10 protein-coding genes are annotated in these 14,948 nt (G+C 66.2%); 3 read left to right on the plus strand and 7 right to left on the minus strand.

Annotated features, from left to right (window positions below):
* Positions 1-7: 7 nt before the first annotated feature.
* Entirely contained in the window at positions 8-1,255 is a 1,248-nt protein-coding gene (locus tag QME71_00410; protein ID MDI6856770.1) for an acyl-CoA dehydrogenase family protein, read from the minus strand.
* Between the two features lie 263 nt (positions 1,256-1,518).
* Between QME71_00410 and QME71_00415 the strand changes: the two genes are divergently transcribed.
* Positions 1,519-1,890, plus strand: a complete 372-nt coding sequence (locus tag QME71_00415) for a DUF488 family protein (protein ID MDI6856771.1) — start codon at positions 1,519-1,521, stop codon at positions 1,888-1,890.
* A complete protein-coding gene (locus QME71_00420; protein ID MDI6856772.1) occupies positions 1,887-3,311 on the plus strand; it encodes a hypothetical protein in 1,425 nt (474 codons plus the stop codon). The genes QME71_00415 and QME71_00420 overlap by 4 nt, the downstream gene beginning before the upstream one ends.
* On the opposite strand, the gene QME71_00425 is transcribed toward QME71_00420, so the two are convergent.
* From QME71_00425 to rnc, 3 genes are all read right to left on the minus strand, one after another.
* Positions 3,281-4,813 carry an MFS transporter gene (locus tag QME71_00425; GenBank protein MDI6856773.1) on the minus strand — a complete coding sequence of 511 codons (1,533 nt, stop codon included), beginning with the start codon at positions 4,811-4,813 and terminating at the stop codon, positions 3,281-3,283. The genes QME71_00420 and QME71_00425 overlap by 31 nt on opposite strands.
* A gap of 159 nt (positions 4,814-4,972) precedes the next feature.
* Positions 4,973-8,644, minus strand: a complete 3,672-nt coding sequence (gene smc, locus QME71_00430) for a chromosome segregation protein SMC (protein ID MDI6856774.1) — start codon at positions 8,642-8,644, stop codon at positions 4,973-4,975.
* Positions 8,645-8,650: 6 nt separating this feature from the next.
* The gene (gene rnc / locus QME71_00435; GenBank protein MDI6856775.1) at positions 8,651-9,346 is read right to left on the minus strand and encodes a ribonuclease III; all 696 of its coding nucleotides are present in this window, start codon (positions 9,344-9,346) and stop codon (positions 8,651-8,653) included.
* A 303-nt stretch (positions 9,347-9,649) separates the two neighbouring features.
* Here rnc and QME71_00440 point away from each other — a divergent pair, with 303 nt between their 5' ends.
* On the plus strand, positions 9,650-10,909 hold the full coding sequence (locus QME71_00440) for a hypothetical protein (GenBank protein ID MDI6856776.1): 1,260 nt from the start codon (positions 9,650-9,652) through the stop codon (positions 10,907-10,909).
* Here the strand turns inward: QME71_00440 and QME71_00445 are convergent.
* The 3 genes from QME71_00445 to QME71_00455 all read right to left on the minus strand — a co-directional run bounded on the left by QME71_00445 (position 10,881) and on the right by QME71_00455 (position 14,948).
* Positions 10,881-13,694, minus strand: coding sequence for a helicase C-terminal domain-containing protein (locus QME71_00445; GenBank protein ID MDI6856777.1), 2,814 nt, complete (start codon positions 13,692-13,694; stop codon positions 10,881-10,883). The two genes, QME71_00440 and QME71_00445, sit on opposite strands and share 29 nt — an antisense overlap.
* A gap of 68 nt (positions 13,695-13,762) precedes the next feature.
* Complete coding sequence (locus tag QME71_00450) at positions 13,763-14,467, minus strand: PHP domain-containing protein (protein ID MDI6856778.1); 705 nt, start codon at positions 14,465-14,467, stop codon at positions 13,763-13,765.
* A 55-nt stretch (positions 14,468-14,522) separates the two neighbouring features.
* Positions 14,523-14,948: a hypothetical protein gene (locus QME71_00455; GenBank protein ID MDI6856779.1), complete on the minus strand. Its 426-nt coding sequence runs from the start codon at positions 14,946-14,948 to the stop codon at positions 14,523-14,525.

Raw genomic sequence — 14,948 nt, forward strand, 5'->3', positions numbered from 1 at the left:
CGAATCGCTAGCGCGAATAGACGTAGCTTCTGACCATCGACGGCGCCGCCGACAGCGCGAGCGAATCATTCGCCCCGTCTTCGATGAGACCGGCCCGTGCGTCGCGGAAGAGCTTCTCTATCAGCATGCCCTTGCACAACCCGATGCCGCCGTGCAGTTGCACGCCCTGGTCGGCGATCTCATAGGCGACCTGGGTAGCGTATATCTTCGAGGCGTTGCTGTAGAAGCCGAAGCCCAGGGGGTTGGCGCTGTTGTAAAGCGACACGGCGCGTGCGTAGGCGCGGGCCGTCTCCACTTTTGTCATCATGTCGAAGAGCTTGCGCTGGACCAGTTGGTGCTCTACGAGCGGCGCACCCCCCTGAACGCGGTTTTTGCAGTACTCGAGCGTCTCCTCGAACGCCGCCCGCGCGACGCCCACAAAAGCCACTCCCAGCGCCGCGTTGGGGTTGAAGCCCGTACTGCCCGTTGGCGCATCCTCGGGCTTGCGACGAGGTAATATCACCATCTCGCTACGCGGCACCGCCACTTCGTCGAAGAAGATCTCCCCCTGGTTCAGCGCCCGCTGACCGATCTTGTTGAGTGGCTTCCCCTTCGAGACTCCCGGCTGGTCGAGCGCCACTACGCACACACCAACGGCCGGCTCCTTACCGTCTTCTGTCTCAGCGCTCACAAATGTCAGGGCGTGCTTCGCCACCGTGCCGTTGCTCACCCACGCCGACTTCTGTCCGCTGATAATCCAGTTGTCGCCGTCGAGTTTTGCGCGCGTGTCGAAGCTGATGCCGCTCCCGTCGACGAACGTGAGCATGACATCGTAGCCGCGCGCCGGCTCAGTGATCGCCCAGCAGCCGATGCACGTCCCGTCTTTGTCCTCAATGTAGGGGATGACCACCTCCTCCACGAGCCGCGGGCTGCCGATGACGTTGGCGAAAATGTAGGGCATCGAGCTCGCCCCGAAGGCCACCGCCCAATCGATTGACCCCCACGACAGCTCTTCCATGAGGATGCAGTTCTGGATTGGCGTGAGCATCACCCCTCCCAGGTGTTCCGGCATGCCCCGCTTGTGGAGCCCCAGCTCTTTTATCTGCCGCCAGACGTCCCAGTACACGGAGCCTTTCGCTATCGCTTGCTCCGGCGTCATCTCGTCCAGCGCCATCGCGGAGGGGCGCAACACTTCCTTGGCAAAGCGATGTATGTGCTCCTTCAGCGCGCGATCATCGTCGGTCAGACCAACGCTGAGCTCGTGATAGATGTCCATCCTTTCACCTCCTTGGCGGTGCCGTTGCTTCCCGGATGCGGCAAGTCTACTCCCAGCGACGACGATGGAACAATAAGCCCAACCGGAGGCTCGTACAGCCATTCGTCACGTTCTCCGCGTCCATTTTCATGCTTCTGCTAGCCGCAGGTCTGTAGATTAGCGCTGAGCGCCGGGAGTCCGCTTCTTCATCAATCGCCCGTTGGGCGGTAGAATCACTGACTCAGAGATATGCGGCGAAAGATTGTCCCGGGGGGAGGGAAAGCGTGTCTGTTCGCGTGAAAAGGGCTTACGAGCCTTCGTCGCCGGAAGACGGCGTAAGGGTGCTGACCGAACGCCTCTGGCCGCGAGGTATCGCAAAGGAGAAGCTGGCGATCGACGCCTGGCTGAGAGAGATCGCTCCGTCGCCCGAGCTGCGCCGCTGGTACAACCACGAGCCTGAGAAGTGGGACGAGTTCCAGCGGAGGTACCGCCGAGAACTCCAAGGGCCGCGCCAGCAGGACCTCGTGGCGGAACTGGCCGAAAAGGCCGCCGCGGGCACTCTAACGCTTGTCTACGGCTCGCGCGACACCGAACGCAACAGCTCGGTCATCCTCGCGGAAGTGATCAGGGAGCGCATAGCGCGAAAGGACCGATGACGAAGCAGAGAAAGGGCGTTTCGGCTCGCGCGAAGTTCTACCCGCTGCTGGCGCTGCTCGCCGTCACGCTCGCCGTGCGGCTTCCGCTGCTGCCCCTCACGGCGCACCTCTCCGGCGATTACTCAGACGGGCTAATCTTCAAGCAGTGGGCAGCGCTGATCTATGAGCATGGCCTGGCGAACGTCTACGAAGACCCCGAGGTCAACTACATAGGCTACAACTACTTCCTCTGGGCTACCGGTCTGGCGTACGGGTGGCTCTCGCCAGGCTTCGACACGTCGTCGTTCCGGCTCGACCTGCTGGTGAAGGCGTCGCCCGTCCTCTTCGATCTGCTCCTCGTCTGGGCGACTTTCGCCGTTTCGTCCCATCTGCTGAAGTCACGCCCGGATGTCGTCGACGCTGCCGTGAGCCGCTTCCCCGCTCTCCGGCGTCTCCCGATGACGCCCGGCGTCTCCCTTGCGTTGCTCCCGGCGGCGGCGGTCGCCTTCGCACCCGCCCTGGTCTACGATTCAGCCGTCTGGGGGCAGACGGACGGCATCATCACCTTCTTCATCCTTACCGCTGTCTTCGCGCTGGCGACAGGCCGGCCCGCACCCGCGTTTTTCCTGTGGGCCGTGGGCTTCGCGATCAAACCGCAGCCGCTGTTCGTGCTCCCGTTGCTTATCGCTTTCGTTTGGTGGCAGTGGCGATGGACGGGACTGGGCAAGGCGTTCATCGGCGCCGTTGCCGGAGTCGGCCTCATGTACGGCTACTGGCTGGCAAATGGCAAGGCGGCGGAGCTGCTGCACGTCTACGAAACGCTTTTCACCCCACAGCCGACCCTCTCCATGCAGGCCTGGAACCTTTGGTGGCTTCCCGCTATCCACACCCATCCGCTGCCGGACGACACCCTGCTGTCGATTGCCGGAGCATCCCTGAGCTACAAGAACGCCTCGATTCTCGTCTTCGGGGCGGCCGCTTTGCTGGCCCTCGCCTACCTGCAACGCCGCCGCGACCTGACGGGACTGCTCGAAGCGTGCGCTTTCATGGCTTTCGCGTTCTACATGCTTCCCGTCTCCGTCCACGAGCGCTACCTCTACCCATTCTTCGTTCTCGCCGCGCCCATGCTGGTGATCCGCCCACGCTGGCTCCTCCTCTATGCGCCGCTGAGCGTCACCTTCTTCCTAAACGTCTTTATCGTTGGGCCGGCGTACAAGCCGTTCGCCACCCGTTACCTCTACTCTGAGCTGACAGTGGGGGTCGCCGCCTTACACACGCTGGTCTTCGCGGTCCTCTGCCTCGCGCTGCTGCGGGCGGCGCTGCCGCCGCTTTCGGCCTCGCTTGTGGCCCGTCTGGCCCGAACACGCGCCCGAGTACCGGCTGCCGGGTCGCGAGCAGGATGGGCCGACGTTCAGGAAGAGCGGCCCGCCTCTTCACGCTGAGCCTGCGCCGCGTAAACGGGCGGCCGCGAATCGCCGGCAGGGCCTCTCAAAGCAGAGGCGATAATCCCAATGATGATCACGATAACCGCGGCATGCATCGCCAGGTGCATACCGTCCAGGAACACCGGCATCACCCTCTCCGCCAGGCCGGGATTCGAGACCGTCGCCTGCAAGTCTCCTTTGAACCCGTGCGAGGCGAGCTGCGAGGTGACTATGGTGCCCCACACGGCGATGCCCAGCGAGCTGCCCGCATTACGAAGCGTGGCGATAAAGCCGGAAGCAACGCCGTAGAACTCGCGCGGCACAGCGCCGAAGATGAAGCTGTTGTTCGGCGACTGGAACAAACCCATCCCCAGACCGAGGAGCACGAAGGCGCCCAAGATCGGCCCGTAATCCTGCGACTCGGTCGTGATCGACGACAGGAGGAAGAGCCCTGCCCCGACAACGGCGAGTCCAGCCGTCGCCAGCCCGCGTGAGCCGTAGCGGTCGGAGAGGCGCCCGCTTATCGGCGCGACGACGGCCATGCTGAACGGAACGGCCGTCATCAGCACACCGGCCGTGCGAGCGCTCAAGCCGAGGGCGAGCTGGAGGTAGAACGGCATGAGAAAGACACTCGCCTGCTGGCCCATGAAACTGGCGAAGCTGGCGGTCGAGCCCGCCGAGAAGCCCCAGACCCTGAACAGGCTCAGCCGGATGGTGGGGTTGCTCACCTTTAGTTCCCTGACGAGAAAACTCGCCAGCAAGAGCCCCGAGGCGGCGAATAGCGCCACCACCGCCGACGACTTCCACCCGAGCAGAGAGCCCCGGTTGAGCCCGAAGAGGAGGCAGAACAGGAAACCGGCCCAAAGCGCCGCCCCCGGCCAATCGAAGCGACGCTCCAGCAAACGAGCGCCGGTGGAAATCAGGCGCTCCCGCAAGACGAGCGCGGCGAACGGTATCGCCGTCAGTCCCACCGGTATCGCGATATAGAACACCGACCGCCACCCCAGCGCGTCGGTAAGCACGCCGCCGATCGTCGGGCCGGCGACGAGGCCGGAGGCGACGATCGTCCCGTTCAGCCCCAGCGCCTTCCCCCTCTCCTCCGGCGGGAAGACAGCAGCGGTGATCGCCGCGCCGTTGGCCTGGATCATCGCGCCGCCCACGCCGGCGAGCGCCCTCGCCACGATGAGCAGGACGACATTGGGAGCGATCGCCGCAAACAGGTTGCCGAACGTGAAGACGGCGAAGCCGGCGACGTATACCTTCTTGCGGCCGATCAGGTCGGCGAGGCTGCCGAAGGCAAGCAGCAGCGACGTAATGGTCAAGAGATAAGAGAGCACGACCCACTGCACGGCATCGAAGCCCGCGTTGAGGCCGGTCATGATGCGGGGGAGCGAGATGTTGACGATGCTGACGTCGAGGGTGGACATGAAGACGCCGATGGAGACAGCAGCGAAGGCCCACCACTTGTAGGCCGGGCCTTCCACCGCCTTTCCGAGCCGTTCAAACAGCGCCTTCCGCAAGCAGACCTCCCGATCGCAGGACCACGCGTGTAATCGCAGCGTCGGTTCCAGAATAGCGGACGGCCCGCTTCGCTTCAACGAAAGCAGACGCAGTCTTCGCTTGCTGCGGGAAAAGCGGGAAGCCGGGCGAAGAATACCCCGGCCCGGATCAAAGGGGCGTCAGTTGGGCACGTCGGCGAGGCGCAACGAGAGGACGCGCGAGACGCTGTCCTGTCCCATCGATACGCCGTAGATGTGGTCGGCCATCTCGATGGTGCGCCGGTTGTGGGTGACGAGGATGAACTGGCTGAGCCGCGACAGCTTCCGCACGGCGTCGACGAACCGCCCCACGTTCGCCTCGTCCAGCATCGCGTCCACCTCGTCGAGGAGGCAGAAGGGCGACGGACGCGTTTGGAGAAGAGCGAAGAGCAGCGCGACCGAGGTCAGCGCCCTTTCGCCTCCCGAAAGCATGGAGAGGCTGCTGACGCGCTTTCCCGGCGGCTGCGCCACGATATCGACCCCCGGCTCGTCGCCGTCTTTGCCGGTCAGCATAAGCCGGGCGCTGCCTCCCTGGAAGAACGTGGCGAAATACTCCTGGAACCGTCCGTTGACCTGCTGGAATACCTCCCCGAAACGCTCCCTGATCTTGGTCTCGAGCTGCGCGATAACTTCCTGCAACGAGCGCTCCGCCTGCTTGAGGTCGTCGACCTGGCCGGCGAGGAAGTCGTAGCGCTGCCGGCGCTCCGCGTAGTCGGCAGGCGCCTGGGCGTCGACCGGGCCGAGCGCGCGGATTCGCGCCCGCAGCTCCGATATCGTCTCCCTCAGGGCGACGGGATCGACGGGCGCTCCGCCCTGTATCGGCGGCAGGAACTCCTCACGCCCCATCCCGCCCTCAACACCGCCGCTGAGCCACACGGGGACCTCTCTCGCAGGCTCCGCCTTTATCGGCACGACGTCGCCCGTCGGAGTGGGCATGAGCCCTTCCGCTTCCATGTTCTCCTGCAGCGCCTTTAGCTCGTCCGACTTGAGCTTGACCTGCGCCTGCGCTTCGAGCAGGAATCGCTCCGCTTCCAGCCGCTGCGCGAGGGCCCGTTCGAGCTCCGCTCTCAGCGTCTTCTCGCGCGATTCGAGCTGGGCCAGCTCCTCCTGACCGGGCCCCTGGACGCGCGTCACGCTCTCGAGCTGCTCGCGCTGCTTCAGCACGAGGAGGCGCGAATCCTGGAGACGCCGCGCCACCATCGAAAGAGACTTTTCGAGTTCGGAAAGCTGGGCGCGCTTCTGTTCAAGCTGTCCGTCGACGCGGGCGAGGGCGGCCTGCTGCTCCTCTTGCCGCAGGGCGACGGCCTGACGCTCCCCCTCTACCGCCGCCAGCGCTACGCTCGCGTTGCTCACAGCCTCGGTGAGCGCCGGCAGACGCTCGCTGAGGGCGGCCACCGCTTCCTCTTGGCGCTCCGCCCTCTCACGCGCCGCCTTCGCCTCCCCGAGCATGGCGTCCCGCTCCCGCTCCAGCGTCTTGACCTCCGTTACGAGCTGCCGCGCCGATTGTGCGGCCCGAGCGCTCTCGCGGCGCAATTCGTTGAGCTGTCCTCCCACCGACGCCAGCCGGCTGCGGTACTCGACAAGCGACTGCTCGAGACCGGCGCGCTCCTGCCACAAACGCTGCTGTCGCGCCGCTTCCTTCGCGAGCGTCGCCTCGCATTCCTTCACCGTCTCGCGTCCGACCTCGATCTCCTTCTGAAGCCCTTCCAGCTCCGCCTTCGCCTGCGACGCCTGCTCCGGCAGATGGTGCAGTTCGCTTTCGCGCCGCACAAGCTCGCCCGCGCTGCGGATGGTGCCGCTGGTCATGGCGCCGCTGGGGCGCAGCAGCTCGCCGTCGAGCGTCACCACGTTGCCCAGGCCACGGCGCACGACCTTCTGCGCCAGCGGCAGCGTCTCGACCACTATCGTGCGCCCGAGGAGCGTCTCGACAAGGGGCCGGTAGCGCGCTTCGCAGCTCACGAGGTCGGACGCTACCCCAAGTATTCCCTTCTCCTTCAACAGCACCAGCGGCCGCGATACCTTCAGGCTGTCGAGGGCGTACATCGTGACGCGCCCGTTCTGGTACTGGCGGAGCAGCTCCATCACGGCGAGGGCGTCGGTGTAGCTCTCCAGCACGATCGCCTGCAGACTTTCGGCCAGCGCCGCCTCGATCGCTTTCTCCAGTCCCGGCGCCACGCGCACCAGCCGCGCCATGATGCCAAGCACGCCCTGAAGGCTGCCCGGCTCGGGATAATCGTCGTCGTCGGCGGGCGGAATGCGCCCCGCGGCGACGAGGAGCATGCGCACGGCGTCCTCGAACCCTTCGTACTGCGCCTGGACACGCCCCAGTATCTCGAGCCGCGCCTCCGCGTGCTGGACCTGGGCCTGGAGCCGGGGGACCTGCTCTTCGGCGCGGAGGATCGCCGCCCTCGCCTCGGCGATGCGCGCGTTGGCCGACGTCTGCGCGTCGGCGGCGTCCGCCAGCTCGCGTTCGAGGCGCCGCTTCTCGTTGTGGTAAAGGAGGAAGTCCTGCGCCAACGAGCCGAGCCGTCTCAGCGACTCTTTGCGCCGCCCCTCGATCTCGGCGAGCTCGTTTGCGAGGCCCTCCTGCGCCCTCTTGAGCCGCTCGATGCGCCCTTCTGTTTCTCGCACCGATGTCTCGAGACGCAGTGCCTGCTCCTCAGCCTCCACTTGTCCGCGGCGAAGCTCGGCGTGTTCCCGCTCAGCCTCCGTCAATTCTTGACGCCGCGCCACGAGCTGCGCGCGACAGCGCTCGACCTCCTCGTCGAGGGCCGCCTGCCGCTCGCCGCCGCCGGCCGCCCGCTGAGATTGGCGCTCCCGCTCCGCCTCTAGGCTCTCGATGTCGGAGCGCAACTCCTGCCTGCGGTCGCCGAGAAGGCGCTGCCGCTCCTCGTCGAGGGCAAGCTGGTGTTCGAGGCGGCGCACGTCATCGCTGAGGCGGCGCTCCGCCTGCGTCCGCTCCTCAATCTCGCGCCGTCGCTTCTCGATCGCCTTTTGCAGCGCCTGCAAGCCCTCCTGGTACGTCGCGATGCGCGTCTCCGCCTGGCGGTACTCTTCTTGTTTCTGGTCGGAAGCGGCGAGCGCGGCCGTAAGGTAGTCCTGCGCCTCGCGCCAGAGGTGGCCGTACAGCGCCTGGAGCGCCTGTTCAAGCTCGCGGCTGAGCTGACTGTGCAGCATTGCCCGCTCGGCCTGCCGTTCGAGACGGCCCAGCGTCGGGCCGATCTCCGCCAGAAGAAGGTTGACCCGATCGAGGTTTTCGCGGGTGGCGGCGAGACGGCCGCGCGCCTCTTCCAGGCGCAGGCGGTGCCGGCGGACGTCGGCGGCCTCTTCGACAAGCGCGCGGCGGTCTTCCGGCCGCAGAGCCAGCACTTCCTCGACCAGCCCCTGCCCGATGAAGGCGTAACCGCCGTGCCCCACGTGCGCGCCCGCGAACAGGTCCTGTATCTCGCGAAGGCGCACGCGGTTCCCGTTGAGCAGGTACTCGCTCTGGCCGTCCCTGAAGGCGCGGCGGCCGATGCGCACTTCCGTAAAATCGATGGGGAGGGCGCCGTCGCTGTTGTCGAGGATGAGATCGACCTCGGCCATGCCGACAGGCGACTTCACGCTGCTGCCGGAGAAGATGACCTCTTCCAGCTTGCGCGCCCGCAGCGCCCGCGAGTTGTGCTCGCCGAGCACCCAGCGGATAGCGTCGCCGACGTTGCTCTTGCCGACGCCGTTGGGCCCGATGATGCAGGTCACGCCGGGGCTGAACTCAAGCGCGGTGCGAGAGGCGAAGCTCTTGAATCCCTGCAGCTCGAGTCGCTTGAGGTACATCCTTCCTCAGGACCTTTTCTTCCTGGCGCGCCGCCGCGAGCCCTCGCCTTCGAGGCTCTCAAGAGCGCGCGTCGCTGCCGCCTTCTCCGCCTGCTGCTTGCTCTTCCCCTGTCCCGTGCCGAGCACCTTTCTGCCCGCCGATACCTGCACCGTGAACACCTTCGAGTGATCGGGGCCTTCGTCGCGCACCACCCTGTAGACGGGCGGCCGCTGATAGCGGGCCTGCAGTATCTCCTGCAGCCGCGATTTCGGGTCGCCGGGAATGCGTCCCTTGGGGAGCGCGCCCAACTCCGGGGCCAGCGACCGGATGACAAAGCGCCGCGCCTTATCGATTCCCCCGTCCAGATAGACAGCGCCGACGACGGCCTCGAACGCGGCGGAGAGGTTCGAGGGGCGGTTCCTCCCCCCTGCCGACTCCTCACCCTTCCCGAGGTACAGGTACTCCCCCAGAGTGAGCCGCTTCGCCACCTTCGCCAGCGCGTCGCGGCGCACGACCGCCGCCCGCAGCTCCGTAAGCTGGCCCTCCTGACGGTCGGGGTAGTCGCCGTAAAGCTTGGCTGCGACAACCAGTCCCAGGACGGCGTCGCCCAGGAACTCGAGTCGCTCGTTGGAATCAAACCCCGACTCGGGGACCTCGTTCAGGTAAGAGCGGTGCACCAGCGCCTGCTGGAGTAGCGACGGATTACGGAACTTTACACCCATGCGTTTTTCCAACAAGCTCCAGTCCGGCAATTTCAAGCCCTCGCTAACATGGTCTTCTCGTCGGACAAATATGATAGACCGCCCAGAGGCGGTCTCTCCACCACAACGATCGCGTTCGTGATCGGAAAAACGGGGCCGGATGCATACTTGCTGGCCGTCCCCCTCATCAAGACGAGCGCCCCCGGCGGCTCCCTTCAGCTAGCCTGGGCCGACTCTAGCCGCATGATATGAATCGAACGTAGGTTTGTCAAGCCGCGTGCTATAATTGGCCGACCCGCAGTCTGAAGGGGGACCTTTCGCACTATGCCAGCACGCCCGCTGCTGTCCGTGCTGAAGAAGCATCTCCCGGGGCCCGCCCTGAACGCTCTCGGGCAACTCACGCGGCTGGCTGAGACCCGAGAAGAAGCGCTGTACCTCGTGGGCGGCAGCGTCCGCGATCTGCTGCTCGACCGCCCGGAGGTCGATCTCGACATCGCGGTCGAAGGTGACGCCATCGCCCTGGCCGGGGAGATGGCGGCGCTTACGGGCGCAAGGGTCACGGTCCACTCGGCCTTCGGCACCGCCTCTGTCGCCGGTCAGGGCTTCCGCCTCGACCTCGCGCAAACACGCGCGGAGAGCTACCCCCGGCCGGGGTCGCTTCCCGTCGTGCGGCCCGCCAGCCTCCAAGACGACCTGTCGCGGCGCGACTTCACCGTCAACGCGATGGCCCTGAAACTGACGCGTCCCGGCGCCGGACGCCTGATCGATCCCTTCTTCGGCAAGCGCGACCTCGAGCAGAGGACGATCCGCGTGCTCCACGAGGCCAGCTTCCGCGACGACGCGACCCGGATCCTGCGGGCGGTGCGCTACGAGGGCCGGCTCTCGTTCACGATTGACGGCCCGACGCTGGCTCTGGTGGAGCGCGATCGCGCGTATCTCGACACGATCAGCGGCGCCCGCATCATGCACGAGCTGACCCTCATGTTCTACGAGCCGCGTCCCGACGTCCTCCTCGCCCGCTGCGAAGAGCTGGGGTTGCTGCGCGCTATCCACCCGGCGCTGCATTTCGATGCCGGCGGGGCGGCGGCGCTGGCGCTGGCGGAAGAGGAGCGTGCCGCCCCCTGGGACGAAGTATGCCTTTGCCTCATCGCCTGGGGAAGCAGCGAGCAGGAGGTAGAATCACTCGGAGAGCGCCTCAGCCTGGCGCGACGTCATCAGCAGGCCCTTCGTGATGCAGCGAAGGCGCGCGAACTCGTGCCGACGCTGCTCGACCCCCACCTCGCGCCCAGCGCCGTCGTGGAGATGCTGGAGCCGCTCGCCGTCGCCGGCGTCTGGGCGTTGCGGCTCATGCTCCGCGAAGGGACAGCGGCGGAGCGGACAGACATGTTCCTCAAGGAATGGCGGCGCCTGCGGCCGTTCCTCAACGGGCGCGCTCTCAGGCGCATGGGCGTGCCGGAGGGCCCCCGCCTGGGCGCGCTGCTCAGAATGCTTCGCGCCGCCCGACTGGACGGCCTGACGTCAAGCCGCGAGGACGAGATCGCGCTGGTGGAGCGTCTCAGGCCCCTGGGCCCGGCTCACGGCTGAGCCAGTCCCGTACTGCCTGCGGCATCGCCCGCAGCGGCTCCTCCCGCAACGTGCATGCCGGCAGCGATTCCAAGAAGGCCCGTCCGTACGCCTTGCTCTTGATCCGCCGGTCGAGGACGACGACTACCCCACGGTCTGTCTTTCGGCGGATGAGGCGCCCAAAGCCCTGCTTGAACCTGAGTACGGCCTGCGGAAGGGCGTACTGCATGAACGGGTCGTCGAACAGCTCGGAGCGGGAAGCAAATATGGGGTCGGTAGGAACGGAAAACGGCAGACGGGCGATCACCAGCAGCGACAGCGCCTCCCCGACTACGTCGACCCCTTCCCAGAAGCTCGCCGTCCCCAAGATGACCGTCCGGTGGTCCTCCCGCAGCGTGTTCAGCAGGTTCTTCGGCGCGCCGTCGATCCCCTGCGCGAGGACGAGGACATCGTCTTCTTCCAGCCGGCCCCTTATCGCGTGGTATGTCGTCTGAAGGGCGCCGTGCGACGTAAAGAGGACGAGGGCGCGGCCCCCGCTGGCGCGGCACAATTCGACAAGAGCCTGCTCCAGCAGCGGCTGGTAGGCGTTTTCATTAGGCTCCGGCATGTTCGACGGCAGCAGCATGAGGGTCGAGCGCTCGTAGTCGAACGGCGAGCCGAGGAGCAGCTCCCGCGCGCCTTCGATGCCGATCCGGCTGCAGAGGTAGTCCATCCGGCCCGCCACGCTAAGGGTGGCGCCGCTCAGAATGACGCTCTCCTTTTTCGAGAACAGGCCTTTTTGCAGCAGGCCGGCCACCTCCAGCGGCGCCGCCGACAGGACAATGCGCCCGCTCGACCGCTCCAGAGTCATCCAGGTGATCGCCTCACGGTCTGACCCTGAGACCACGGACGCCACGCCCCGCCGCAGGCGATGCCCGTCTTGCAGGAGGCCCAGCGTCTCAGAAAGCAACTCCTCTTGCAGCGGACTGCCGCCTGCTCCCAGCGACACCGCCTCCGCCGTCGCCGCCAGCGCCTCGACGGCCTGCCGCATGGCCGAATCGAGCTTCTCCCATGCTACTTCGACAGCCGTCCACCCGGGTTGCGCGCGCGATGCCCGCGTCAAGAGCATCCGCTGGTCGTAATCGCCTTCCCTTGCGGCGTGGGTGGTCAGAAACCCGCTCAGGACGTCGAACAGGGGCGGCACTGCCCGCCTTCCTTCCTGGGAGGCCGACGCCAGCCTGTCGATCAGACTCTGCGCCTCTGCATGCGATTCCGCTGGGAGCGTTCGCAGCGCGTGCAGCAGGCCGGCGATCAGCCCCGACATGCGCGTGCGCGTGCGCGACCCCACTCTCTCGAAGAAAGCGGCCAGGTCCGCCTCGCCGGCCTCGAAGCCGAACTGGTCAGTGGCCTCCTCCTCCAGGTTATGGGCCTCGTCGATTATCAAGTGGTCGTACTCGGGAAGCACGTGACCGCCGGTCGCCACGTCTGCCAGCAGCAGGGCGTGATTGACGACCACCAGATGGGAGGACTCCGCCTGCTTTCGCGCGTGCTGGAGGAAGCACGTCCCTCGGCGCAGGTGCTCGCAGGGGAGGCCCAGACACTCCTCGCTGTCGGCGCTCACACGGCCCCACAGCGTTTCCTGCTGCGGGGGGAGCCTCAGTTCGGCGCGGTCGCCGGTCGCCGTCCTCGATAGCCAGAGCAGGATGCGGGCCGCCAGCTTCGCCTCCTGAAGGTTGCGGGGAGCGCTGAGGAAAGCGGCGAAACGGCGCGGACAGAGGTAGTTGCGGCGGCCCTTCAACTGACAGTGGCGCAGCGGTTCGCTTCCTGTCTTTTTGCCCGCCGCTTCGAGGAGCCGCTCCAGCGCGGGTATGTCCTTGCTCATGAGCTGCTCCTGGAGATTGATCGTATCCGTAGATATGACGACGCGGGCGCCGTTGCGCAGTGCGTGCAATGCGGCCGGAACGAGGTAGGCAAGCGATTTGCCTGTCCCCGTGCCCGCTTCGACGACGAGGTAGCCGCCCTCGCTCAAGGTCTCCGCCACGCTCCGCGTCATCGCCAGCTGTTCCGCCCGGTGCTCATAGCCCGCGAACGCCTCCGGCCGCCTTTGTGGGCTTTCCAGCGTGGCCAGCGCTTCTTCGGGGTCAACGGGACGGCGGGACGCGGCGGCCGCAAGGGGAGGCGGGACCCTCGGCAAAGCAGGCAACGTCTCTCCTCCTGCCCCTGGGGTGGAGAGCGCGGGCGCCTCACGCAAAATCTCTTCGAGCAGGTATGACAGAGGCCACTGGAAGGCCCGGGCCAAACGCTGCAGCTCGATCAGGATCGTCAGCGGCTGCTCAGCAAGGCGCGAGCGCAGGCGCAGGAAGACATTCGCCGCGGCCTGCGCATCGGCGAGGGCCCGGTGTCGCTGCGGAAAGTCGACACCCAGGTGCTGCGCCACCGACTGCAGGCTGTACTCGCCCGCCTCCCAGAGGAGCAACGACGCCAGGTCGTACGTGTCGAACGCGACGGCGGGCGGAGCGAAGCCCTGCGCGGCGAGAAACGACAGGTCGAAGGAGGCATTGTGCGCCACGACGGGCAGGTCACCCAGGAATGCGGTCAGTCCGGGCGCGATTTCTGAGAAGGTAGGCGCGCGCTTGAGGTCTTCCGCCCTTATGCTGGTGAGACGGTGAACGAAAAGGGGCACGCGCCCCCGCGGACGCACGAGAGCCTGAAAGCTCTCGATCTCCCCGTTGAGGTCGAACCTCACGGCGCCGACCTCGATAATCTCGCAGCTTTCGGGACTGAGACCCGTTGTCTCAAGATCGAGGGCTACGTAGGCAGGGGTCACGCGGTCTCCGGGAGGAAGAGATGACAGACTCATTCTAGCATGGCCGCGAACGTCGAGATATCCGGAGGTCAGACGCCCCCTGAAGGCGAACTCAGGGTGAAGCGCTCGACCTTGCCACGAAGCAGCCCGTGCGCGGGATAGAAGCGCCCCGCCTTGAGCTCGCGCAGGAGGTCTTCCTCGCTCTCAAGAGTATTCTCGAAGACCGTGGTGTACAGACCGATGCCCTGGTCCGAGTGGGCATCGCTGCCGCCGATGCCCGGCTTCCCCAGGATGTCGGCTACCTGCAGCGCAAAGCGGTTCTCCTCGTAGTTGTTGCCGCCGTTGAGCACCTCGATCGCGTCCACGAGATCGAACAGCGGGAGCTTCGCGGCCTCTTCAGGGGTCATGTTGAAGGGCTCCCAGCCCTGGCGAACCCAGTAGACGCGGTAGAAGTAGTGACGGAAGGGGTGGGCGGCGATCATGTAACCGCCCGCTTCGAGGACCACGCGGCGAAGCTCCTCAGCGTAGCGGATCCCCGGCAGGTACTTGCGCAAGCCGACGACCAGGATGTGACCGAGCTCCGTCGAGACCTCCATCCCGCCGGCGATGAACAGGGAATGGGTGTCGTGGAAACGCTCCAGCTCCAGCGGGTCCCACACGCGGTCGTGCTCCGTCACCACCACGCCGTCGAGCCCGACGCGTCTCGCCTCGCGGGCGAGCTCCGCCGGGCGCAGGCTGCTGTCGGCGGCACCGTGGGTCGTGTGGATGTGCATATCGATGATGCTGCCGGACATGACGCGAATGCTCGCCCTCCTCGCGCCTCTTACTGTATCACAGCACCGACGCCGCTCACGAATTGGGGCCGATCTGCGCCAGATACGGCGTCACCCAGCCGAAAAGCGCAACAAAGCACGCGGCAAGGAAGAGCGCCATCCTTCGCGCGGACGGCACCAGAACAAAAGGCGGCACGAAAATCATCACGGCGAGGATGAGGATAATGGCGGTGAAGAGCAGGTTCGGGCTGCCGAGGCCCCCCTGCGACGTGGCGCGCTCAACGAGGATCAGCCCCATGCCGAGCACGATGCCGAGCGCAGTCCAGAGGAGAAAGGCGACGTTCGCCGCTGGTATGGTGATGAGCAGGACGGGCACGCCCCGCGCCGCTTGACGCACGAACGCGACATTCTCGCGCGACCTCACGATCCAGACGGCGAAAAGCGGCGTGCTTATGAGGGACAGGACAAACCCGCAAATGAAACCGGCCAGTACCTCCGCCAC

The sequence above is a fragment of the Dehalococcoidia bacterium genome, assembly GCA_030018455.1.
Lineage (GTDB): Bacteria > Chloroflexota > Dehalococcoidia > DSTF01 > JALHUB01 > JASEFU01.